This is a genomic window from Roseateles sp. P1_C6 (assembly GCF_056406315.1).
The window spans coordinates 194,495-217,610 of the sequence record NZ_JBFUAK010000004.1; the positions used below are offsets into that span (position 1 = coordinate 194,495).

Consider the following 23,116-nt stretch of genomic DNA (forward strand, 5'->3'; position numbering starts at 1 on the left):
CTCCCATGAGCTCGACCGAACCCCCGCTGCTGCAGGTCGAAGGCCTGAAGATTGCCTTCGGCACACCGGCCGCGCCGATTCCCGTCGTGCATGGCGTCTCCTTCACGCTCGGCCGGGAAAAGCTGGCCGTGGTGGGCGAATCCGGCTCGGGCAAGACCACGGTCGGCCGCGCCCTGCTCAAGCTGCTGCCCCGCCAGGCCCAGGTCACCGCCCAACGCCTGCAGTTCGACGGCATCGACTTGCTGCAGACGAATGAGAGCGGCATGGCCGCGCTGCGCGGGCGCCGCATGTCGATGATCATGCAGGACCCCAAGTACTCGCTGAATCCGGTGATGAGCGTCGGCCGGCAGATCGCGGAAGCGGTGCTGCGCGTCGACGGCGCGATCTCGCGCGCGCAATGCCAGGAGCAGGTCGAGGCCCTGCTGACCCGCGTCCGCATCCACGAGCCCAGGCGCGTGGCCGGCCAGTACCCGCACGAGCTGTCCGGCGGCATGGGCCAGCGCGTGATGATCGCGATGATGCTGGCCCAGCGGCCGCAGCTGCTGATTGCGGACGAACCCACCTCGGCGCTGGACGTCTCGGTGCGCCAGGAGGTGCTGGCGCTGCTCGATGAACTGGTGGCGGAGCAGGGCCTGTCGCTGCTCTTCATCAGCCATGACTTGAACATGGTGGGCCGCTTCTGCGACCGCGTGCTGGTGATGTACGCCGGCCGCGTGGTGGAGAGCGTGGCCGCGGCCGATCTGGCGCACGCCCGTCACCCCTACACGCAGGGGCTGATGTCCGCCATGCCCACGCTGCGGCGGCGCCGCGCGGTGCTGCCGGTGCTCAAGCGTGAAGCCGCGTGGGGTGCCGCATGAGCGACACCCCGGCCATGCTGAGCGTCAGCGGTCTCAATCTCTCGTTCGGCGAGGGCGAGCAGGCTCGCCAGGTGTTGCACGGCGTTGACCTGCACGTGCCGCGCGGCCAGGCCTTCGGGCTGGTCGGCGAATCCGGCTCGGGCAAGACCACGGTGCTGCGCTGCCTGGCCGGCCAGTACCGCCACTGGCAGGGGCAGGTGGCGATTGACGGCCAGCCCTTCCGCGGCGAGCGCAGCCCTGCCCATGCGCGGCGGGTGCAGATGGTCTTCCAGGACCCCTACGGCTCCCTGCACCCGCGCCACACCGTGCGCGCTGCGCTGGCCGAGCCCCTGCACATCCAGGGCATGGACCGCGTGGACGAACGCATCGACGACGTGCTGCAACAGGTCGGCCTGTCCACCGCCTTCCGCTTCCGCTACCCGCACCAGATCTCCGGCGGCCAGCGCCAGCGCGTGGCGATTGCCCGCGCGCTCATCCTTCAACCGCCACTGGTGCTGCTGGATGAGCCGACCTCGGCGCTTGACGTGTCGGTGCAGGCCGAGGTGCTGAACCTGCTGTCGGAACTGCGCCAGCGCCATGGCCTGACCTATCTGCTGGTGAGCCACGACCTGGGCGTGGTCGCACACCTGTGCGAGCGCCTGGCGGTGATGCAGCACGGCCGTATCCTGGAGACACTGAGCAGCGACGCGCTCTGCGAAGGTGGCGCACAACACCCGTATACGCAGGCGCTCGTGGCTGCGAGCGAGGCATGAGCGGTTCGCGGTGACCTCCAGCCGCGCAGGCGAAAAGCCCGGGTCAGGGTAAAACGCGCAGCAAGCGCCCCGGGCAGGGAGCAGGGAGGACTCGTGAGCACGACTTCGATCAGTGATGACCTCGTAGGTCGCGTCCGCCACGCACTGGCCGACGTCCCTGACGTGCGGGAAAAGCGCATGTTCGGCAGCGTCGGCTTCATGGTGCGGAACAACCTGTGCGTGACGGCGCGGCCCGAACGGCTGATGTGCCGCATCGACCCGGCGCTGCACGAGAAGGCGCTGAAGCGCGAAGGTTGTGAAACGGTGGTCATGAAGGGGCGCCCCTACCCGGGCTATGTGTTCGTGGCCTCGACAGCCGTCGAGACGACGGCGGCGTTGAACTACTGGATCGACCTGGCCCTGAAGCACAACGCGACGCTGCCTGCAGGCAAGGTAAAGAAGAGCGCGGCGCAGGGCAAGGCCAAGGGCGGCTAACGCGACATTTGCCGTGGATGGCCCCCGCCCACACGGTGCTTGAACGGTCACAGGGCCCCAGAAACGACAAAGCCCGCACTGGGCGGGCTTTGCGGTGATGAGGACAAGGGGGCAACCTTGTTGTAGCGCAGCGTTAGGTCCGCGATATCGACTTCGACAGGCGTCATCCGTCGCTTCCAGCCTAAGGGGCAAGCCCCTTGAAGCAGATGGCGACCAGCCAGTCAACGATCTGGGCGTCGCTGAAGGCTCCGCCGGCTTGCATGACGCCCAGCACCGGGTCACAGGCGCGCGCGAACAGCGTGTAGAGCACCAGCTCCGGCGGCAGCGCGGGGTTCAGCTGGCGCTGCGCCTGGGCCTCGGTGATCCAGCCGCCGAGCTCGTCGGACACCTGCATCAGTCGCTCCATGTAGGCCTTGTTGGCCACCAGCGTCGCGCGCAGCTTCGAGTCCTGAGACGGCAGCAGCGGCATCAGGCCGGCCAACTGCTGCTGGTAGGCCCAGCGCGCCACGCCCTGCAGCCGGCCCAGCGCGTCGAGGTCCAGCGCACGCAGCCGGGCCAGTTCGTCCTGGGTGCGTGCCAGCACCTGCACCATGGCAGCCGCCGCCAGCTCTTCCTTTGATGTGAAGTGCTTGTACAGGCTGGCCTTCGCGATGCCCACATCGGCCACCACTTCGTCGACGGTCATCAGGTCGAAGCCCTTCTCGGCCAGCAGCCGGCTGACCGACGCCACGATGGCGTCTTCACGGGCCTGCAGCACTTGCTCTCGGAACCTGGGGCGTGGCGTCATGGGGACGATTCTAGGCGGCACGGTTACAAGCAAGACGGTGAAGGTCAACAGTGCATCAAATAGTTCTCAAATAAACCGCACAGTTGACAATGTGAACTGAGCAGTTCAAATTATGACCTGACGAGTATTTCGCGAGGTTGCGATGCTGAACTGGATTCGAGAGCTGGTGCTCCCGCCGATGCCACATCTGTTGCCGCATGGCCAGGGTGGTGGGGGACGCGCGGCAGCCGAGCTGAAGGCGGACTGGCTGGTGCCGCTGCTGTCCGGCGCGCAGCTGCAGTCGCTCGCCCGCAGCGAGGTCCCTGTGACGCTTTTTGCTCCCACCGACGCGGCGGTGCATCAGGCCGGCCTGTCGCCCCAGACCATGTCGCTGCTGGTGCAGCAGCGTTGGCTGATGCGCCATCTGACGGCGCTCGACAACCCGGCCGCTGCGCTCGTGCGCATGCTGGATGGCAGCCTGCTGCGGCAGGACGGCGCTGGCAGCTGGCGCGACGCCAGTGGCGAGCGGGTGGGTGGGTTGCAACTGGGGCCGGGCCGAGGCAGTTTGCGCGTGCTGCTGGTGGACCGCACGCTGCAGCCCGCCGCCGCCAGCGTGTGGCAGCTGATTGCTGCCCAACCAGGTCTGGCGCTCTTCGCCGACGCGCTGGAACGCACCGGCCTGGCGCCCTTGCTGGGCTGCGCCGGGCCTTTCACGGTGTTCGCGCCGTCGGATGCCGGTCTGGAGCGTGCCGCCGCAAGGTTGGGGCTGCGGCGCCATGCGCTGTGGGCCGACCCGGCGCGCCTGGGTGAGCTGCTTCGCCAGCACGTGGTGCCGGGCCGCTGGTACAGCCTGGACCTGCCCTGGGGTGGTGGCCTGCGCACCTGGACCGAGACGCCGCTGCAGCTGACGCCGCTGGGCCAGCTGCGCGCAGGCGGCTGCACCGTCCAGGCGCTGGCCGATGGCAGCGACCAGCCCTGCAGCAACGGCGTGCTGCACCGGCTGCACGACGCGCTGCTGCCCGCGGGCTGACCGGCGCGCTCCCACCGCTGAATCCCCCTGCGGGGCCGCCGCCGCGGCAGCCCCGAGGTTTCTGCTCGTTCGTTCAAGGAGACCCCCCATGTGGACCACCTGGCTTCAACGTCTTGGCATGACCTTGCTGATCGGCCTGCTCGCGGCCTGCGGCGGCGGCGGTGACGACCACGACCCCAACGTCGTGGAAGTCGCGCAGCGCGACCCCAATTTCTCCATCCTGGCCGAGGCCGTCGTCGCGGCCGATCTGGCGACCACGCTGTCCGGCCCCGGGCCTTACACCGTGTTCGCGCCCACCGACGCGGCGTTCGCCGCGCTGCTCACCGAGCTGGGCGTCACCAAGGCCCAGCTGCTGGCCGACAAAGCGCTGCTGCGTACCGTGCTTCAGTACCACGTGCTGGGCGCCAAGGTGGCCAAGGCGAACGTGGCGCTGGGCAAGGCGATCACGCCGCTGGACGGTGGCATCTTCAAGATCGATTCGGTGAGCGGCAACCTCGTCATCACCGACGGCCGCAACCGCACCGCCAAGATCACCGCGACCGACGTGATGGCCACCAACGGGCTCGTCCACGTCATCGACAAGGTGCTGTTGCCGGCCAACAAGACCATCGTGGAAACCGCCCAGGCGCTGCCCGACTTCAGCATCCTGGTCGAGGCGGTTGTGGCCGCGGACCTGGCCGGTACGCTCAGCGGCACGGGCCCGTTCACCGTGTTTGCGCCCACCAACGCGGCGTTCGCCAAGCTGCTGACCGAGCTGGGCGTGACCAAGGCCCAGCTGCTAGCCAACAAGCCGCTGCTGACCAAGGTGCTGACCTACCACGTGCTCGCGGGCCGCGTGCTGAAGGCCGACGTGCCGGTCGGCAGTGCCATCGCCACCGTGCAGGGCGACAGCTTCACCGTCGACGCCAGCCTCGCCATCACCGACCGCAACGGCCGCAAGGCAGCGATCACCGCCACCGATGTGCTGGCCCGCAACGGCGTCATCCATGTGATCGACACCGTGCTGCTGCCCACGCTCTGAGTTCCTCCTCCCGCAAGCCTGGCTTGCCTTGTCCTTCCCTCTCGAAAGTCCCATCACCATGAAGAAGCTTTTCGCACTGACCGCTCTCTCGCTCGCCGCCCTCGGCGCCCAAGCCAAGGACATCGTCGACACGGCCGTGGCCGCCGGCAGCTTCAAGACGCTGGCCACCGCGTTGCAGGCCGCCGGCCTGGTCGACACGCTCAAGGGCCCCGGCCCGTTCACCGTGTTCGCACCGACCGATGCCGCGTTTGCCAAGATCCCGAAGTCCGACCTGGACGCGCTGCTGAAGGACAAGGCCAAGCTGACCGCTGTGCTGACCTACCACGTGGTGCCCGGCAAGGTCATGGCCGCGGACGTCAAGCCCGGCAAGGTCAAGACCGTCCAGGGCAGTGAGCTCACCATCACCACCATGGGCGGCGTGATGGTGGACAACGCCAAGGTCACCGCGACCGACATCGCGGCCGACAACGGCGTCATCCACGTCATCGACAGCGTCGTGATGCCGAAGTGAGCACCCAGGGGCGCTGGAGCGCGTCCCGTGCCCCTGGGCGTCGGCCCAGGGGTGGGCAGCCCTGCTGGTGGTTGGTTGATCAAGCCCGTGGCCGTGGTCGTACGGGCATGGTCGCGGGTACGACGAACGGGGGCTTGCTCCAGCGTCCGCAGGTGGCGCCGTGCCAAAGTCGCGTCCGGCTGATCTTCATCAGGTGTCTCCGGTGCCGCATCCGTCATCGCGTCGTTGCGCATGTTGCTGGCGTGCCGCGCGTGTGTTCCCTCTTTCAGCTTGGCCGCCAGAACGGGCCCGGCAGACATGGTCATCGCCAGGTCATGTCGCAGGCCTCGCGCGTGAGCAGCGATGGTCTGCACACCATGACAAATAAGCTCCGGTGCCATGGCAATCCCTGATGAGGAAGCGCTGGCGGCCGCCCGCGCGCAGTGGCACTGGCGTGGACGGGGCCGGCCGCCGTTCGCCGACCTGCCGACGCCGGGGCAGGTTTCCGTCTGGGACTTCCCCCGCCCGCCCGAACTGGTGCGAGATGCGCGCGAGATCGTCGTGCGCTGGCGAGGGTTGGAAGTGGCGCGAACGCGGTCAGCCTGGGCGGTACGGGAGACGGCCCACCCGCCCACGTTCTATCTGCCGCTCGCCGACGTGCGTCGTGGGGTGCTTCGCGCCGCCGGGACTGGCTCGTTCTGCGAGTGGAAGGGGCCGGCGCTCTACTGGCACCTGGTCGATGGCGCACGCCAGCTGGATCGGGTGGCATGGAGCTACCCGCGGCCTCTGCCCGGCGCAGAGCCTTTGGCCGACTGCGTGGCCTTTTATGCGCACGACCTGGCGTGCAGCGTCGGCGCAGCGTCCGTCAGGCCGCAGCCCGGCGGCTTTTACGGCGGCTGGATCACGCCCGACCTGGCCGGGCCTTTCAAGGGCGAACCCGGCAGCGAAGGCTGGTAGCGAGCTTGGCCGACAAGACGGAGCCAGGCGCCAAGTCAGAAGGCGCGCAAGCGCCGTCTGAACACCGGCCCGCCGTCGTCGATGCGCACATGGGACGACGCCTCGAAGCCCGCTGCCTCCAGGGCCTGCGCGATGGGCCTTGCCGACGCGGCGTGATGGCCCATCCGCGCCTCGGCGTCGGCGCCGAGGAAGGACAGGTAGATCGTCTGGCGCGGCAGCAGCGCGGCCAGGTGGCTGCGCCAGTCGCTGCCCATGCGTGCCTCCGCCTTGGCCGGGTCTTCGCGGAAGAAGCGCGCGCCCAGCGACTGCCAGACCGGACACAGCCCGGCGTCATCGCGCCAGCCCGGCAACTCTGCGACAAGGGTCTGCGCACCGTCCGTGACGGTGCCGGCGTGGGCCACGGCCGCCTTGATGAGCCGACTGAATGCATCGGTGTGCGCGGCACCGTCGAGGGCCGGATCGGCGCGAAAATCACCCAGCTCGGCGTGTCCGGTCAGGTCGTTGCCGAGCAGCAGCGTCGTCTGCACGCGATACAGGTTCAGCTCCCGCGCTGCGTGCACGATGCGCCCGACGTGGAAGTGGTAGCGGGGCAGGGCCATGCCCAACCGCGGCACGAAGCGCAGCGAGGCCATGCCGTCCGTCAGCGCCAAACGCTCGCTGTCGGAGTCGCGGGTGATGAGCAGGCGTTCGGTCATGCCTGGGCTCCCGGTTGGAGTGGCGTGACAAGCACGCGATCGCCGACGCGTGCACCGAGGGCGCCCACGTCATCGGTGCCCAGCGTGTCGCCGATCTCAGCCAGCACGGCGCCGAAACTCGCCCGCGCCGGCCGCACCAGCAGGTGCCAGCGTCGCGGCCCGCTGCCGGCGCCGGGCTGCACTTGGAGCTCGCGCGCATGCCTCACGCTGCTCAGCGAGGCCAGTGGGCCTTCCACCGTGGGGCCGCCGTCGAAGATGTCGACATAGGTGTCGGCGTCGAAGCCCTCTTCCTGAAGGATGGAGAAGGGCAGCTCGCCGACGGGATGCAACTGGCCCAGCGCCCATTGGGCGGCTTCGGGCAGCAGGGCCACGTAGACGGGGTAGGGCGGCATCAGATCGGCGATGCAGGCGCGACTGCGGCCGCCGATGACAGCCTCGGCTTCGGGGTAGGCCATGCCGAAGAAGCGTCTGCCGACGGCGTCCCAGAACGGGCTCTGCCCCGCGTCGTCCGTCACGCCGGGGCTTTCCGCCGCGATGCGCTCCGAGAAGCGCTCGGCGTTGCCATGGATGAACAGCAGCCGCGCGCGCGACAGCAGTTGGGCGGCAGGGCCATCCTCGTAGCCAGGGTCAAGGAAGAAGGAGGTCAGCAGCGTCGCACCGGTCAGGTCGTGGCAGAGGTGCAGCGTGTGCATGCGCTGCGTCACGCCGAGCCCGGCGCTGGCATGGACGACGAACTCGTTGCGGTAGCTGTAGAAGCGGTCGAAGAAGCCCGCGCTCGCGGCGATGCCCGAGCAGCCCACGATGCGGCCCGAGTCCTCCAGCACGAAGAGATAGGTCTCCTCGCCGCTGGCGTCGTCGGGGCTGGCGAAGGATTGCAGTGAGGCCGCGATGCGCGCGCGCAGCTTGGCCTCGTCGTTGGGCAGCGAACTGATGCCGTCGGCGCTGGCGGCGGCCATGCGCACGAGGTCGGGCAGGTCGGCCGCTGCCACGGGGCGCAGCAGCAACTGGGTCATGACAGGTCTCCCTGGGGTGTGGTGGCGCCGCGCCAGGCCTGGGCGCGCCGGCTGCGCTCATCGCGCGGTGTGTGGCCGAAATGGGTCTTGTAGGCGTTCGAGAAATGCGGTCCGGACGAGAAGCCGCAGGACAAGCCGATCTGCAGGATGGACTGCGAGCTCTGCTGCAGCAGCCGCCGCGCGCGGGCCAAGCGCAGCTCCAGGTAGTGGCGAGAGGGCAGGCTGTCAAGGTGCTGCTTGAAAAGGCGCTCCAACTGGCGCCGCGACACGCCCACCAGCCGCGCCACCTCGTCGGTCGGCAACGGCTCGGCCAGGTTGGCCTCCATCAGCGACAGCGCCTCGGCCAGCTTGGGGCTGCCGGCGCCGCGGCGCTCGCTGTAGCCGGCGCGCTGGCGTTCGTCGCGCGGGCGCAATGCCTTCTGGCCCAGCGCATGGATCAGCTCCAGGCCAAAGCGCTCGCCGTGGCGCGCGGCGAGCCATGCGCAGCACAGGTCCACGCTGGCGGTGCCGCCCGCGCAGCTCAGCCGCTGCGGCGCGGCACTGATCTCCCACAAGCCGGCAGCCCAGGCGACGCCGGGGTGCTCATCGGCGAGGCCGTCCAGCAGCGCCCAGTCGGCACAGGCGCGCTGTCCGTCCAGCTGGCCGGCACGGGCCAGCCAGGCGGCGCCGGCATCCACGCCGCCGAGGGCCACGCCGGCCTCAGCACAGCGGCCCAGCCAGGCGAGTGTGGCTGCGTCCGGCTGCGTGGCGTCGGTGGCGATGACGAAGACGGCGAGCCAGTCGATCGCGCCCGCAGCGTGTGCCGGCAGCACCAGGCCGCCGTTGCTGGCCACCGCGGCCCCGTCCGCGCTGAGGCAGTCGGCAACGTAGACGGCCTCGTCCTGCAGCGCGTTGGCGGCCTGCAGGCCATCCAGCAGCCCGCCCAGCGTCAGCATCGAGAAGCCCGGCACCAGCAGCAGGCCGACGCGGTGGACAGGCGCGGTGTTCATCTCCGCGATGTTCTCATTGCCAGCGCATCAGTGCGGGTGGCGTCAGCAGCGCGAGCGCCATGACGAGGTAGATCGCCTGCAACGGCAGCATCCACCGGACCCAGGTGCTGAAGCGCACGCCCGCCAGCGCCAGCACGCCGACGGTGATGCCGGAGGTGGGGATGATGGGCGTCGTCAGCTCGCCGAACTGGAAGGCCAGGACGGCCGTCTGGCGCGTGATGCCGACGAGGTCCGCCAGGGGTGCCATCAGCGGCATGGTCAACGCGGCCTGGCCGGTGCCGGAGTGGATGAAGAAGTTGATGACCGACTGGATGGCAAACATCTTTTGCGCGGCGAATGCCGGACTGTCGGACGCCACCCATGGCGCCAGCGCGTTCAGCAACGTGTCGATGATCTGGCCGTCGCGCATCAGGATGACGGTGCCTTTTGCAAGGGCGATGACGAGGGCCGTGCCCACCAGGTCTTTCGCACCTTGCAGGAAGGCGGCCATCAACTCGTCCGCCGACAGCCGGGCGACGAGGCCGACGGCCGCGGCCATGACGAGGAACAGGGCGGCGATCTCCTCGATGTACCAGCCAAAGCGCACGACGCCGAAGATCATCGCCGCCAGCGTGGCGGCGAAGAGCCACAGCACCAGCCGATCGCGTCTGGTCATGCCGGCGAAGTTCTCGAAGCCGCTCAGGTCCAGCGTGGCGCGGCGTTGCTGGTCCAGCTCATAGGTGGGGCTCAGCGCGGGATCGCGGCGGATGCGGGCCGCCCACCACTGCAGGAAGGCCACCGTGAGGCCGGTCGCGACGGTCCAGCACAGGGCGCGGTAGCCCAGGCCGGAAAACATGGGCACGCCGGCAATGTTCTGGGCCACGCCTACGTTGAACGGGTTGAGGAAGGCGGTCGCGAAGCCGACCTGCGAGCCGACGAATGGGATCGCCACGCCGGTCAGCGTGTCCAGGCGCAGCGCCAGCGCCAGTGGAATGAAGATCAGCACGAAGGGGATGGCCTCCTCGGCCATGCCGAAGCTGGCGCCACCCAGGGCAAACAGGCCGACGAAGACGGGAATCACGGCGGCGCGCACCAGCGCCGAGCGGCTGTGGGCCTGGGCCACGGCCTTGATCATGGCGTCGATGGCCGCTGTCTTCTGCAATACGGCGAAGGCGCCACCGACAATGAGGACGAAGCCAATGACCAGCGCGGCCTCGACAAAGCCCTTGATCGGCGCCGTCAGCAGCGCCGTGAGCCCCTGAGGCCGTGCATCGACCACGTGATAGCTGCCGGCGACCACGACCTTCTTGCCATCGACGAGCGCGGTTTCGAAGCGGCCGCCCGGCACGAGCCAGGTCGCCAGCGCGATCAGGGCTAGCAGCGCAAACAGCAGCACGTAGGTGTTGGGCAGGCGCAGCTTCATCGCGGCCTCACATCGACAGCAGCGCGCCGCTGCGAAAGGCCACCGCGCCGGCGATCTTGGCCAAGCGCATGCCGCGCGTCGCGTAGCGCCGCGCGGTTCGCGCAAAGCAGCGGCCGCTGACGCTGGCGTACAGGGCGGTGCGGGCGTCGGTCAGAGGGTCCAGGATCTCGGCGACCAGCTCGCCTGATTCCACCCAGTCGCCCGGCGCCTTGGCGAAGACGACGATGCCGGGCACGCAAGCAATCACTGGTTCCACACCTTCCAGCGGTGTTGCCTCACAGGCCGCAGGCGGCGGCGGCGCGGCGCCATCGACATGCCCCAGGTGCTGCAGAAAGGCCACCAGCGCATCGGCGTCGTGTTCCGCCAGCTCGTGGCTGACATCGGTCTCGCCGCGCAGCTCCACCGTGGCGGCCAGGCAGCCGTGTGGGTCGATGGGGTGAGCCTGGCCGAAGTGCGCGGCCAGTTCCCACCAGATCCGGCTGGCCGATTCGTCGAAGGGTTCGTCGCCGGACACCTCGCTGGTCAACAAGGCCTGCGCGCCCAGGTAGGCGGCCAGCGGGGCAAACGCCTGGGCCTGGGCCGTGCCGGTGTAGAGGTGGACGATGGCCTGGTTGTCGCAGTGCAGATCCAGCACGAGGTCGGCATCGTGCGCCAGCGTCTGCAGCAGCTGCTTCAGCGACTCAGTCTCGGAGGTGGTCTGCCACGCCGCCAGCAGCTCGTGGCTGCAGGCGCGGATGGCCCGGGTGTTGTGCCGCGCGTCGGGGCCGAGGCGGCCTTCGAGTTTGCCGATCAGCGCCGGCGTGAGGTGCCGGAAGCGGCGGTTGAAATTGACACCGGTGCCGAGGTCGAACCGACCCAGGGCCGAGCCTTGCAGGTCCTGCGCGAGGCCGATGGGATTGGCCATGGGCACCAGCACGATCTCGCCGGCAATGGCGCCCGCGGCATCGAGGGCGGCGAGGCGCTCGATCAGTGCCTGGGCCACGAGCAGTGGCGGCACTTCGTCAGCATGCAATGCCGCCTGGAAATAGGCCTTGCGACCCGAGGTGCGGCGGCCAAAGTGCAGGCTGCGCAAGCGGCGCAGGGTGCCGGCGCTGGGCGATGGCAGATCGTGGAAAGTGGTTTGCATCGGCGAGCGAGAGGGAGATCAGTTCTTGGCCAGCGGGGCGTAGAGGGGGTTGGCGACTCGCACGGGTGTCACATCCAGGCGGGCCTTCAGCACGGTGTAGTCCTCGCCGCCCAGGGCGCCGCTGAACCAGCCGACCAGGCCGGGTCCTCTGTAAAGCCGGAACTCGTAGCCCACGTGGGGCGACGGGTCGTCGCCGCGCGGGTGCGCGCGGTACGCCAGCCCGCGAATTTCCTGCGCGGGGCTGTCCAGCAACTGGGCCATCGCGCTGACGATGCTGCCGTCGCCGAGGATGTCCAGCACAAAGCCGTCGCTCGGCAGGTAGGGCTTGTAGTCGCTGGCCGCGGGGTCGATGCGGGCCTCGCGCAGCTTGTGCGGCGCCGGCGTGGTGATGCCGCTCGCGAGGTCGTGGAAGTCGCCGCGGTCCAGGTAGCTCAGCTGCGCGCCGCGCAGGTTGAAGGCCGGCTGGTGAGCGTCGGAGGTTGCATCTGCGAGGTCCACGAACAGCGCGCCGCGCGCGCCGATGATCTCGACGACCGAACCCTTGATGACAGCGGCCGAGTTCTCCTCGATGCCCAGGCCCTGCCTGTAGCCAAGGGCACGCATGGCCGGCAGCATGCGGCCGATGCGGCCGCGCTTGAGGAAGTGCTGGTCGATGAAGAGGTCGGGCCCGACGAAGCCCAGGCCGCGGTCGTATTCCTTGCCCTCGCGCCAGATGCCCTTGAGGATCTGCAGGTTGTCCTGGGCGTCGCGAAACATCATGCGGCTCATCACCGCGGCGCCCGCGCTGGTGCCGGCCACGACGCCGCCACCTTCCTTCACCTGGCGGATGGCCTTCAGCATGGCGGTGGGTTCGCCACCAGGCAGCAGCGTGTCGACGATGAGCTCCTGCGCGCCGCCGGAGAAGAACACGGCGCGCGATGCCGCCACCCTCGCGATCAGCGCCGGGTCGTTGAGGCTGGCCTGCAGATCGACCTGCTTCAGGCGCGGTGCCACGGGGATGGCCTGCGCACGCGCGCCGCGTTGGTTCAAGGCCGCGACGATCTGTGCCGCGCTGCGGTCCGGGTTGGCGGCCGCCGTGGCGAAGACCGCGATGCGCGCACCGGTGCCGCCGGCCTCGTCGACGATGCGTTGCCAGACCACGTCGTTGTCGAACTTGAGCGCGCCGCCGATGACGATGGCCGTGCCTTGGGCTTGGGCCTGAGGGGAAAGTGCCAGCAGCGCGACGGCAAGGAGTGCAGACAGGAGACTTCGCATGGCGTCATCTTGTCAGTGCGTCTGCGGGCTCGACAGCGGGTTGCACCCCGTTGGGGCTGCGCACGCAATTCCATGTCGCATCTACGCAAGAGGCCGGTGCAGCCGTGGTGGTGCCGCGCCACGTGATTGCAGCGAAGCGACGCGCATTTGCGTGCAAGCGACCTGCACGCCCAAACCCCATAGGCAAGTGCGGGAGCCCATCCCTAACCTGAACGGCGTTCGCTCCACTCATCAAAGAACACCGAGGCCTTCATGACCCAAGCCCGTTCCTTCACCCTGCATGCGCTGGCGCACGCCGCGCTGCTCGCCGCCGCGGCGGCGCCCGCCCACGCGCAAGAGCAAAAGCTCGAACGCGTCGAGATCACCGGTTCCAGCATCAAACGCATCGACGGCGAGGCCGCGCTGCCGGTGGAAGTCGTCAAGCGCGCCGACATCGACAAAGCCGGCGTGACGACCGCAGCCGAGTTGCTGGCCAAGATCACGTCCAACGTCGGCGGCCTGACCGACGGCGCCAGCATCTCCGACCAGTCGGGCGCGCAACGCGGCTTCAATGGCGCTAACCTGCGCGGCCTGGGCGTGTCCAGCACGCTGGTGCTGCTCAACGGCCGGCGCCTCGCCAACTTCGCAAGCCCTGGCGACAACGCCGGTGTCGACCTGAACAACATCCCGGCCGGCGCGATCCAGCGCGTGGAAGTGCTGAAGGACGGTGCCTCCGCCATCTACGGCACCGACGCGATGGGTGGTGTCATCAACTTCATCACGCGCAAGGACTACCAGGGCCTCGACCTGAGCACCTATGCGCTGCGCACCGAGGAAGGGGGCGCTGGCAAGACGACGGCGTCCGTGTCCGCGGGTTTCGGCGATCTGGCCAGGGACCGCTTCAATGTGTTCGCTGCGCTGGACGTGCAGAAGCTGGGCGCGCTGGACGCCAGTCAGCGCAAGTTCATCCAGGAGTACAGCCTGCCCACTCGGCTGCCGCCGCAAACGTCCAGCAACAGCTTTCCGGCAAACGTCGATCTCACGTCGGCCCAACTGACCGCGTTGAATGCCTTCGTGCTGGCCAATCCGGCCACGGCGCTCAAGGGCAGCAACGCCAACGGCACCTGGAACCCCGGAGGCGTCAATTCCGGCTCGCGCCGTGTCAACTTCGGCAAGGCATCCTGCTCGGGTGGCATCAACCCCAACTCCGTGCAGCCGTCGGGGCTGGGCGGCCGTGAAGGATGCTCGTACGACTACGTGGCCGGCTCCGAGATCTATCCGAAATCCGACAAGGCCAGTGTCGTCGGGCGTGCCACCTTCCAGGTGGCTGACGAACACCAGGTCTTCGTCGAGGCGCTGTTTGCCAAGACCGACACCGACTACTCGGCCTCGCCAGCCACGGCCCGCTTTCGCACCGCCTCGGGCATCAGCCTGCCGGCTTCGCTGCAGGCCGTCACTGGCGTCACAGGCGCGGTCGACTTCCGCTTCCGCCTGGAGGATGCCGGCAAGCGCGTCAGCCGGGTCAAGAGCGAGGCGAGCCGCCTGGTGGCCGGCGCGGTGGGCCGCTTCGGTGAGTGGGACTACGACACGGCGCTGAACTACAGCGTGAACAAGGCCACCGACACCAACTTGGACGGCTGGGTGTCGTTCAGCAAGCTGGAGGCTGGTTTGAAGGCGGGCCAGTACAACCCGTTCCAACGCGCCAACGATTCGTCGGCCGGCCGCGCGTTCATGAACGCCATCCGCGTCGACGGTGCGGCGCGGGTGGCCGAAGGCAGCAGCACCAGCATCGACGGCAAGCTGACCCGGGCGCTGGCCGCGTTGGATGGCGGCGACCTGATGCTGGCGATGGGGGCGGAACTGCGCCGCGAGAAGTTGCAGTTCCATGCCACCGATGCGCTCAAGGGCAACGATGTCAACAACGACCGCTCCAGCTCCGGCCCGCTGCTGGCCGACACCCACCACAAGCGCGATGTGATGGGCGTGTTCGCCGAGTTGAGCGCGCCGTTCAGCAAGCAATGGGAAGGGCAGTTTGCGATTCGCCACGACCGTTACGACGGCGTCTACGACGAGGCGACCAAGACGACGTCGCCCAAGCTCAGCACCACCAATCCCAAGGTGGGATTGAGCTTCCGTCCCGACCGCGCCTTGCTGGCGCGCACGTCCTACGGCACGGGGTTTCGTGCGCCGACCGTCTCGGAGTTGTTCCGCCCGGTGCGCAATGGCATCACCGCCAGCTTCGTGAGGGACCCGGTGTCAGGGGAGGTCGCACAAATGGTGGTGGACCGTTTCTCCAATCCGGAGCTGAAGCCGGAGAAGTCCAAGCAGTTCAACATCGGCCTCGTGTTCGAGCCATCGCCCAGCTGGAACGGCAGCGTCGACTACTGGACCATTCGCAAGACCGACATCATTTCCGAGATCGGCGAAGAGACCATCTTCACCAACCCTGTCTACTACAACGACCCGACGATCGTGAAGCGATTCTCGGATGGCATCGTCGAAACCGTGATGGTCAAGAAGGAGAACCGCGGCAAGCTCAAGACGTCCGGCCTGGATCTGTCGCTGTCCTGGCGTGGGGAGGCGACCGAGTTCGGCCGGTTCGGCGCCACGCTGGCCGGCACGCTGGTCACCGATTACAAGTTCAACACCGATCCGCGCTCGCCGATGGTCAGCGGTCTGGCCAAGTTCCGCGACGACAAGGCCGTGCAGCGCTGGCGCCACAAGCTGACGGTGGATTGGGAAGCCGGCCCCTTTGGCGTGACCGTGGCCAACAACTACCTCTCTGGCTACACCGACCAGAACACACCCGGCCTGGCCGCACCCGAGTGGAACGACCGCGACGTGAAGCCCTACTCGCTGTGGGACGTGACCGCCAGCTACCGCATCACGCCGGCCCTGCGTCTGCGCGCCGGCGTGCTCAACGTGGCCGACACGGCGCCGCCCTTCACCAACCAGTCCCGGTACTTCCAGGTCACCTGGGACCCGACCTACGGTGACCCGCGCGGCCGCAGCTACTTTGCGAGCCTGAGCTACCAGTTCCGCTGACCCGCCAGCCTCGTGCCAGGGCGCCAGCGATGCTGGCGCCCTTTTCATATTTTCAATCCCGCTGCATCGGCTTGTGCTGCGCGAGCGCGACCTTGATCTGCGTCAGAACGGCCAGCCCGAGCGTGTGACGATGGGTGAGTCGACGCGCAGAACCGGGCCGAGGGGCAGGGCGGTTCGAGCGAGGGCTGCGGTGGCGAAGCTGATGGTCAGGTCGGCCTCGCGCTGTTCAGGCGTCCGAGCGATGCGGGCGAAGGGCCTGAGCTGGATGTCGGCCTGGCTGGCTTGGGGGATGTCGAAAAGCACCACCCGCAGCGAGCGGCTGCCGGCCTTGACCTGGCCGACGCAGGCCGACGGCAGGGCAGCAAAGATCAGGCTGCGCTCGGGGGGCTACGCCTGCAGTGCGGCCGGTCAGTAGATGTCGACCTTGACCTTGTCGACGGTGTACTTGCCGCTGCTGTAGTAACCCTTGCTTGTGGCGTCGCGGGTGAAGCGCAGCTTGATGACCGGCGAGCCGCCTGGGTAGCTGGGGCCGCTGCCGTAGACGGGAACGGGCGCCGTGCCGATGTTGATCGTCGGCACCTGGTCGACGACATGCGTCAGGGATCCGGAAGTTTCCAGCGCCGCGAAGATGTCTGCCGAATCGTAGGCACTGCCGTAGTAGTAGGCCGTGCCGATGGCGGCCTTGGTGCTGGTGACAACTTTGCTGGCGTAGTTGTAGCGGTCACCCGGCGTCAGCAGGCTGACGCGCAGGCCGTTGACCTTGTAGTACGTGCCGGTCTGCACGCTGGCATTCGCGGTATCCACGACGAGCAGCTTGTTCGAGCCATAGACCGTCGCCGTCTGCGCGGATGTATCGACGACCACGCCGGTGTTCTCGTCGACGCCGAATCCCTGTGGCACGCTGAGGTCTCGCAGCGCCGCGGCGAGGCGGCCCAGCCGGCCGGAACGGCTGTCGAAGTGGGTGTCGCTGAGGATGCCGGCGGGAAGGAAGCCCAGGCCCTTCATCGTTGCGCCGTTCTCGAGGTATCGCAGCGCGCTGGTGCCGTCCCGTGTGTCGCCCAGCGTCTGCCAACCTGTGACAGGCGTATCGGGCAGGTCGGCACCGTAGTAAAGGTAGCCGTAGCTGACGCCGCCAGCATGCATCTTCACGTTCAGCGCATGGTTGCCCGCCGAGTCGCCCGCGATGACGATGCTGCCATTGCCGCCGCTCCAACGCGCGCGCAGCGCGGCTGCCAGGCCTGTGTCGGCACCGCTGTCGGTCAGCAAAGTACGAATGACCTTCGCCTGGTCGCCGCCGACGATCCACACCACGTCGGCCTGGTTGATCAGGGCAATGTTGGCCTGGCCCTGCGTCGTGCTGCTGCTGGCATGCACGCCGTAGTTGTCGACATGCGCGGTGATGTGCTTGGGGCTGAAGCCGTGCGTCTGAAAGAGGTTGTAGTAGCCGCGCTTGAGCGGCGCGGACCCGCTGGCTGGGATGTCGTTCTCAAACGCGTCCAGGCCCAGCGCATAGCTTTCCTTGGCGGCCGTGATGACGGCGATCCTCGGGCACAGCGTCGTCGTCCAATTGGTGCCGCAGTTGTTCGTGCTGTTGATGTTGGGTGTGAAGCTGCCGTCGCGCCCGGTCGCCTTGCGCAGGCCGTTGACGAAGAGGTCGGTGTTGGCGTCTTCATAGGCCCCGCCGGACAGGAAGAGCTTGCCGGCCATCGCCGGCGACGTGGCGATAGCGAACAGCAGGACGGATGCGCAAGTCCTGACGAGAAAGCGTTTCATGTGGTCTCCAGGCGAAGCGGGGGGCGCCGGAATGGCGGCCTTGAACCCCGTCTCAACGGTAGTCAGCGCTGCCGTCTGGAGGTAGGTGGCGACTTGCGTTGCAGCGACGAGAACTTGCATCGGCGTGCCGCATGAGGGAATGTCCCTTCAGGGTTCGCCCGCAAGCAGGCGCTTCAATCATGGGTGTCTTCTGCGCTCTTTTGACGATGAGCTGAAGTGAGACTGATGTGGATCGCCGAGTCGCGCTTTTGATTCAGTGGCGAGTGAACGTTGATCGCACCGCCCGTGCGTGGCGCGCAGGCGCGGATGTCTCTCAGGGACGGACGCCCACAGTAGCCTGGAGGTCAGCCAGCAGCAACGCTGAGTCCCGCGGCTGGGGGCGGGAACGCCGATTGCAGTGCAGAGGGCCGGGGCAACCTGCCCCGTAAGCAAGGAACCGCGATGACACAGCGTTTGCAACAACCAACGACCCGTTCGGACGTGGCTGCTGGCCCAGAGCCAAGCCGCGATCTTCCTGTGAATGATCCCCCTCCCGCGGACGGCTCCCAGCCACCCGTGCAAGATCCGCCTGTCCCTCATCCGGACCCAACCTTGCAGCAAAAAGCACCTCTGGATCTCCGCAAGGCCGGCCCTGACACGATCGAGCCGGCGACGGCCGTCGATTCGGACTGGCCGGAGGACGTCAATCCTGAAGCTCACGAGAGTGCAGTGTGACGCCCAACCAAGGTCTTCAGCATCAAGGACAAGGACACCGACGTACCTGGCGCACAGACGCAGGCAGAACTGAAGAACCTGGGCTGGCGTGGCCAAGATGTCGAAGATCGAAGCGGACTGGCCCCGGCTTCACGGCTGGCGCGCGCCACTGATGCGCAGGATCTGCGTCAGCAAGGATTGAGGGCGCAGCGGCTTGCCCAGGTGCACGTCGAAGCCGGCATCCAGCGCATTGATGCGGTCACCCTCGCGGGAGAAGGCGGTGAGCGCGATGGCCGGCAGATGGGGCCCGGCACCTTCACGGCTGCGCAGTTCGCGGATCAGGTCGTAGCCATCGCGACCCGGCATGCCGATGTCGCTGATCAACAGGTCGAAGCCCTGGCTGGCGAGGCTTTCCAGCGCCGCGTCCACGGAAGTCTCGTGCCGCACCTGCATGCCTTGCTCGCCAAGGATCATGGACAGCATGGCGCCTGCTTCCTCGTCATCTTCGACCACCAACACCCTCAGCCCCACCAGGGGAGCCGAGGGCACGGGGTCCAACGGCGCATGGCCATTCGGCGCTCCCGGTTCGTCCGCAGGCCTCGTCGTGTTTTGGGCCGGCAGCCAGAAAGTGAACTGCGCCCCATGTCCAGCGCCCGCGCTGGCCACGGCCACGCGGCCACCGTGCGCCTCGACAAGGTTCTTGACGATGGCCAGCCCCAGGCCGAGGCCGCAGTGTTGCCGGTTGCTGGCGGCGTCGCTTTGCGCAAAGCGATCGAACACGAAGGGCAGGAAGTCCTTCGCAATGCCCTGGCCCTGATCGGCCACGGTGATGGCGACAGCATCGATTTCAGCACGCAGGATCAGCGAGATCTCGCTGCCCGCAGGAGAGAACTTGATGGCGTTGCCGAGCAGGTTCCACAGCACCTGCTGAATGCGCGCGTCGTCGGCGCAGACCTTGAAATCCTCCCGCTCCAGGTCAAGGCGCAGGCGGTGCTTGCTGCGCTCCAGCAGGGGTTGCACGGCGGTCACGCTGGCTGCGACCACGCTGCCGACGTCGATCCAATGGAGGTTCAGCGGCAGCTTGCCCAGGTTCAGCCGCGACATGTCGAGGATGTCGGAGATCAGGCGGGCCTGGATCAGCGCATTGCGCTCGATGGCGGCGAGCCCGCGTTCCAGCAGCTCCGGTTGACTGCGCCTTTGCAGCATCAGGGACCAGTTCAGGATGACATTCAGCGGCGTGCGCAACTCATGCGAGAGCACTGCGATGAGGTCGTCCTTGAGCCGGTTGTGTCGCTCGGCCGTGCCGCGGGCGCTGCGTTCGCGGTCCAGCAGTTCCTGTCGCTGGTGGGCCAGCAGCAAGCGCTGCGACATGTCGGTCGCCACGATCATGGCGATGCCGGGCTCGGTGTAGGTCGCGGCGGCCCATTCGATGGGCAGGACTGCCCCGCCGGGCTGCACCAGCTGGAACTCGGCATGCGTGGTCTCGTGGGCCAGGCCGTGCAAGAAGACCGCGGCAACCTCGGCATCCGCCGGTGCGACGAAGTCCAGCAGCAAGCTGCCGGCGACCTGCTCGCGTGCGAGCAGGGCGAGCATGGCTGGGTTCACGTCCAGCAGCCGGCCATCCAGCGTGTCCACCAGGCAGATGCCGCTGGGCGCCCGCTCGAAAGCGGCGCGGAACTTCGCCTCGCTGTGCCGCATCGCATCCTCGGCCTCGCGGGTGCGCACCAACGCCTGGATGGTTGAGACCAGCACCGCCGGCTCCACGGGGTGGGTGAGGTAGGCATCGGCGCCGGAATCAAGGCCGCGCACCTTGTCCTCGTCGGTCAGATAGGCCGCCGTGAGGTGGATCACGGGCAGCTTGAATGTGGTGGGCTGGCGGCGAAGACGCCGGCACACTTCCAGGCCGTCGATATCCGGCAGGTGGATGTCCAGCACGACCGCCGACAGCCGCTCGTCGGCCAGGGCGAGTGCCTCCATGCCGGTGGAAGCTTCGACGACCGGAAAGCCTGCCGACTGCAGCAAGCGCACGGTCGCATACCGGCCGACTGGGTCGTCGTTCACGACCAGCAGCGTGTGCCGCGAGCGGTCCAGCTTGCGGGCGCCGCCGGCGCTGGCGGGGGGTGACTCATTCATGGCTGCGTTGCCGCACTGGCGTCGTCGGACAGCTTCAGCGGCACCGTGACGGAAAACGTCGAACCCACACCCGCTGCGCTTTGCAGGGCGATGCTGCCACCCAGCAACTCGGCCAGGCGCTTGCTCAACGACAGCCCCAGGCCGGTGCCGCGCAGGCGCTTCTGGATGGGCGAGTCCAGCTGGGAAAAGTCCTGAAAGATGGCCGAATGGAACTCGGACGCGATGCCCAGGCCGGTGTCCGCCACCGAGAACGTGATGGCCTCACCCTGCTGCACGGCCGACACGCGGATCTCCCCGCGGGTCGTGAACTTCAAGGCGTTGGAAATGAAGTTGCGCAGGATCTGCGACAGCTTGGCGTTGTCGGTGTAGAGCTGCCCGACACCTTGCGGCTCCTCGAACACCAGCTGCACGTCCGGATTGACCAGCACCGGCTTGAACATGCCGCGAAGCGCGGCGAACAGGTCGACGAGTTCAAACCATGCCGGCGAGATGTCGATGCGCCCGGCTTCGACCTTGGCCAGGTCCAGCAGGTCGTTGACCATCTCCGCAAACTCTTCCGAGGTGGTGCGGATGAAGTTGATCTGGCGTTCCTGCTCGACCGTCAGCGGCCCGTCCACGCGGTCCAGCAGCAGGCGCGTCAGACTGCGGATGGATGAGATCGGCGTGCGGAACTCATGGCTCATGTAGGCCAGGAAGCGACTCTTCAGCTCAGTGGCCTGGCGCAGCTGCTGGGCCTGCGTGTCCAGCTCCGCATAGAGCGCGAGCACGCCGCTGTTGGTTTCGTCCAGCTCCTGCTGCAACATCAAGATCTGCTCGTGCGCGTCTGCCAGCGCCGCCTGCAGCGCGGGGAGGTCGATGGCTAGCTGTTCCGGCATGTGTCGGCTCCCGCCGCGTAGTCGCGCTTGACCACCACGACGGTCGTGTCGTCGCGTCCTCGGGTGTGATCCCTGATGATCCAACCCGCGATGACGGCGGGCGCGCAGGCCAACAGTCCGCCGGCGTCTTCCAGGCTCCAACGCGAGACGATGCCGTCCGAGAACAGCACCAGGATCGCATGATCCGGCCAGTCATGGGCCGATTCCTGCAGGCGCCGAATCTGCAGCCCCAGCGTGCCGGGCTGAGACATCAGGCTGCGATCACTGACGCCGTTGATCAGGCGGCCCGTGACATTGCCCGCGCCGGCAAACACCAGCCGGTCATGCGCGGGCTCGATGGCGACCATGGCCACCGCCGCGCCGCGCGTGCTGCGCAGCGTGAGATGAGCATCCTCCAGCAGCACAGCCGGCCCGGCAGTGGCGCTGCGTTGGAACACCGCCAGCGCCAGGTCCGACGCCTCCGCAGCCTCGGGGCCATGACCCAGGCCGTCCGCCATCAGCAGCATCGTGCGCCCGTCCTTGACGCGCAGGCCCCAACCGTCGCCGGACACCCGTTCGCCCGGCGCAGCCAGGCTGATGCCGGCGACGCTCAGGCCCGGGCCAGGCGTGGCGACACCCGGAGCCTTGCCTTCGAATCGGGCAGCGATCACCGCACCGCGTTGCGGCAGGGAGAACGCAGAAAAGCGGTTGGCGATCCGCTTGACGGCGCCCAACCCGGTGCCCGCAGTTCCGCCGGTGGAGAAGCCGTCCTGCAGGCAGCGTTCGACATTCATGCCCGGACCCGTGTCCAGCGACAGCAGTTCGACCGCATCGCCGTCCAGGCCCAGCAGCAGGGCGCCGCCACCGGCGTGCCGGACGAGGTTGGTACCGAGCTCGGTCACGCCCAGGGCCAGGCGGCCGGCGGCGGTTTCCTCGAACCCGAGCTCCGTCGCCAGCACCTGTGCGGCGCGGCGAACCTCGCCAACCTGGCTCGCATGCTCGATGGCAAACCGCTGATACGGTCGCATCGCCGGCTACTTCCAGCGCGTGATGGTCACGCGGGTACCCTGGCCGACAGTCGACACCAGTTCGAACTCGTTCACCAGGCGCTTGCTCCCGGACAGGCCCTTGCCCAACCCGCCACCGGATGTCCAGCCGTCCTTCATGGCCAAGTCCAGGTCGGGAATGCCGGGGCCCTGGTCGATGAAAGACAGCGTCAGGCCGTCGCGCAGGCCCTCCTTGTGCAGCTTCCATGTCATGTCGCCGCCGCCGCCGTAGATGAGGGTGTTGCGCGACAGCTCGCTGGCCGCGGTGATCATCTTGGTCTGGTCGACCAGCGAGAAGTTGAGCTGCTGTGTCAGCTTGCGCACCAGTTGCCGGCTCGTGACGACGTCTGTCTCGCTGCGGATCGGCACGCTGCCTTCATTGCCCGTCGGATTCGTGGTCATCGGACGGCTCCTGGGTTGCCTGCCTGAGCAATTCCATGCCGCGCTCGACATTGAGTGCGGTGCGAACCCCATCCAGGGACAGCCCCAACTCGACGAGCGTGATGGCCACCGCCGGCTGCATGCCGACGACCACCGAGGTCGCGCCCAGCACGCTGGCGATGCCGGAGATGCTGGCCAGCATGCGGCCAATGAAGGAGTCGACGATCTCCAGCGCCGAGATGTCGATCAACACGCCCGTCGCGCCGCTGCGTTCTATCTTGTTGGCCAGGTCGTCCTGCAGAGCCAGTGCGGTCTGGTCCATCAGGTCCACCTGGATGGTGACCAGCAGCCGCCGGCCGATCTGGAGGATGGGGATGCGTTGCATC

Annotated in this window: 22 protein-coding genes; 8 read left to right on the forward strand and 14 right to left on the reverse strand. The window is 67.9% G+C overall.

What is annotated here, in order from left to right; all coding sequences use genetic code 11:
* Positions 1-5: 5 nt before the first annotated feature.
* The 3 genes from AC1D29_RS09640 to AC1D29_RS09650 all read left to right on the forward strand — a co-directional run bounded on the left by AC1D29_RS09640 (position 6) and on the right by AC1D29_RS09650 (position 2,083).
* Entirely contained in the window at positions 6-857 is an 852-nt protein-coding gene (locus AC1D29_RS09640; RefSeq protein ID WP_477896599.1) for an ABC transporter ATP-binding protein, read from the forward strand.
* Entirely contained in the window at positions 854-1,609 is a 756-nt protein-coding gene (locus AC1D29_RS09645; protein WP_477896601.1) for an ABC transporter ATP-binding protein, read from the forward strand. The genes AC1D29_RS09640 and AC1D29_RS09645 overlap by 4 nt, the downstream gene beginning before the upstream one ends.
* Before the next feature lie 93 nt (positions 1,610-1,702).
* Positions 1,703-2,083, forward strand: coding sequence for a TfoX/Sxy family protein (locus AC1D29_RS09650; protein WP_477896603.1), 381 nt, complete (start codon positions 1,703-1,705; stop codon positions 2,081-2,083).
* A 181-nt stretch (positions 2,084-2,264) separates the two neighbouring features.
* On the opposite strand, the gene AC1D29_RS09655 is transcribed toward AC1D29_RS09650, so the two are convergent.
* Entirely contained in the window at positions 2,265-2,870 is a 606-nt protein-coding gene (locus AC1D29_RS09655; protein ID WP_477896605.1) for a TetR/AcrR family transcriptional regulator, read from the reverse strand.
* Positions 2,871-3,048: 178 nt separating this feature from the next.
* Here AC1D29_RS09655 and AC1D29_RS09660 point away from each other — a divergent pair, with 178 nt between their 5' ends.
* The 4 genes from AC1D29_RS09660 (at position 3,049) to AC1D29_RS09675 (ending at position 6,347) form a co-directional block, all read left to right on the forward strand.
* Positions 3,049-3,879: a fasciclin domain-containing protein gene (locus AC1D29_RS09660; protein ID WP_477896607.1), complete on the forward strand. Its 831-nt coding sequence runs from the start codon at positions 3,049-3,051 to the stop codon at positions 3,877-3,879.
* 88 nt (positions 3,880-3,967) lie between these two features.
* Positions 3,968-4,900 (forward strand): fasciclin domain-containing protein, encoded by a 933-nt coding sequence (locus AC1D29_RS09665; RefSeq protein ID WP_477896609.1) that lies wholly within the window; start codon positions 3,968-3,970, stop codon positions 4,898-4,900.
* Between the two features lie 58 nt (positions 4,901-4,958).
* Positions 4,959-5,411: a fasciclin domain-containing protein gene (locus AC1D29_RS09670; protein ID WP_477896611.1), complete on the forward strand. Its 453-nt coding sequence runs from the start codon at positions 4,959-4,961 to the stop codon at positions 5,409-5,411.
* A 378-nt stretch (positions 5,412-5,789) separates the two neighbouring features.
* Complete coding sequence (locus AC1D29_RS09675) at positions 5,790-6,347, forward strand: DUF427 domain-containing protein (RefSeq protein ID WP_477896613.1); 558 nt, start codon at positions 5,790-5,792, stop codon at positions 6,345-6,347.
* A 35-nt stretch (positions 6,348-6,382) separates the two neighbouring features.
* On the opposite strand, the gene AC1D29_RS09680 is transcribed toward AC1D29_RS09675, so the two are convergent.
* From AC1D29_RS09680 to AC1D29_RS09705, 6 genes are read right to left on the reverse strand one after another with little or no spacing between them, the layout of a single operon-like run.
* Complete coding sequence (locus AC1D29_RS09680; protein ID WP_477896615.1) at positions 6,383-7,042, reverse strand: arginine N-succinyltransferase; 660 nt, start codon at positions 7,040-7,042, stop codon at positions 6,383-6,385.
* On the reverse strand, positions 7,039-8,055 hold the full coding sequence (locus AC1D29_RS09685; RefSeq protein WP_477896617.1) for an arginine N-succinyltransferase: 1,017 nt from the start codon (positions 8,053-8,055) through the stop codon (positions 7,039-7,041). The genes AC1D29_RS09680 and AC1D29_RS09685 overlap by 4 nt, the downstream gene beginning before the upstream one ends.
* A complete protein-coding gene (locus tag AC1D29_RS09690; protein ID WP_477896619.1) occupies positions 8,052-9,044 on the reverse strand; it encodes a GlxA family transcriptional regulator in 993 nt (330 codons plus the stop codon). Before AC1D29_RS09690 ends, AC1D29_RS09685 begins: the two co-directional genes overlap by 4 nt.
* 13 nt (positions 9,045-9,057) lie before the next feature.
* Entirely contained in the window at positions 9,058-10,446 is a 1,389-nt protein-coding gene (locus tag AC1D29_RS09695; RefSeq protein ID WP_477896621.1) for a YfcC family protein, read from the reverse strand.
* Between the two features lie 7 nt (positions 10,447-10,453).
* A complete protein-coding gene (locus tag AC1D29_RS09700) occupies positions 10,454-11,572 on the reverse strand; it encodes a succinylglutamate desuccinylase/aspartoacylase family protein (RefSeq protein ID WP_477896623.1) in 1,119 nt (372 codons plus the stop codon).
* 18 nt (positions 11,573-11,590) lie between these two features.
* Positions 11,591-12,826: a cyanophycinase gene (locus AC1D29_RS09705; protein ID WP_477896625.1), complete on the reverse strand. Its 1,236-nt coding sequence runs from the start codon at positions 12,824-12,826 to the stop codon at positions 11,591-11,593.
* Positions 12,827-13,078: 252 nt separating this feature from the next.
* Between AC1D29_RS09705 and AC1D29_RS09710 the strand changes: the two genes are divergently transcribed.
* Positions 13,079-15,850, forward strand: a complete 2,772-nt coding sequence (locus tag AC1D29_RS09710; protein WP_477896627.1) for a TonB-dependent receptor — start codon at positions 13,079-13,081, stop codon at positions 15,848-15,850.
* A gap of 102 nt (positions 15,851-15,952) precedes the next feature.
* Here AC1D29_RS09710 and AC1D29_RS09715 read toward each other — a convergent pair whose 3' ends face one another.
* The 7 genes from AC1D29_RS09715 to AC1D29_RS09745 all read right to left on the reverse strand — a co-directional run bounded on the left by AC1D29_RS09715 (position 15,953) and on the right by AC1D29_RS09745 (position 23,115).
* The gene (locus AC1D29_RS09715) at positions 15,953-16,153 is read right to left on the reverse strand and encodes a hypothetical protein (RefSeq protein ID WP_477896629.1); all 201 of its coding nucleotides are present in this window, start codon (positions 16,151-16,153) and stop codon (positions 15,953-15,955) included.
* Between the two features lie 105 nt (positions 16,154-16,258).
* Positions 16,259-17,623, reverse strand: a complete 1,365-nt coding sequence (locus AC1D29_RS09720) for a cyanophycinase (RefSeq protein ID WP_477896631.1) — start codon at positions 17,621-17,623, stop codon at positions 16,259-16,261.
* 843 nt (positions 17,624-18,466) lie between these two features.
* Positions 18,467-20,449 carry a hybrid sensor histidine kinase/response regulator gene (locus AC1D29_RS09725; RefSeq protein WP_477896634.1) on the reverse strand — a complete coding sequence of 661 codons (1,983 nt, stop codon included), beginning with the start codon at positions 20,447-20,449 and terminating at the stop codon, positions 18,467-18,469.
* Positions 20,446-21,324 (reverse strand): sensor histidine kinase, encoded by an 879-nt coding sequence (locus tag AC1D29_RS09730; RefSeq protein WP_477896636.1) that lies wholly within the window; start codon positions 21,322-21,324, stop codon positions 20,446-20,448. Before AC1D29_RS09730 ends, AC1D29_RS09725 begins: the two co-directional genes overlap by 4 nt.
* Complete coding sequence (locus AC1D29_RS09735) at positions 21,309-22,331, reverse strand: SpoIIE family protein phosphatase (protein WP_477896638.1); 1,023 nt, start codon at positions 22,329-22,331, stop codon at positions 21,309-21,311. Before AC1D29_RS09735 ends, AC1D29_RS09730 begins: the two co-directional genes overlap by 16 nt.
* A 6-nt stretch (positions 22,332-22,337) precedes the next feature.
* On the reverse strand, positions 22,338-22,751 hold the full coding sequence (locus AC1D29_RS09740; protein ID WP_477896640.1) for an anti-sigma regulatory factor: 414 nt from the start codon (positions 22,749-22,751) through the stop codon (positions 22,338-22,340).
* Positions 22,726-23,115, reverse strand: coding sequence for an STAS domain-containing protein (locus AC1D29_RS09745; protein ID WP_477896642.1), 390 nt, complete (start codon positions 23,113-23,115; stop codon positions 22,726-22,728). Before AC1D29_RS09745 ends, AC1D29_RS09740 begins: the two co-directional genes overlap by 26 nt.
* Position 23,116 lies beyond the last annotated feature (1 nt).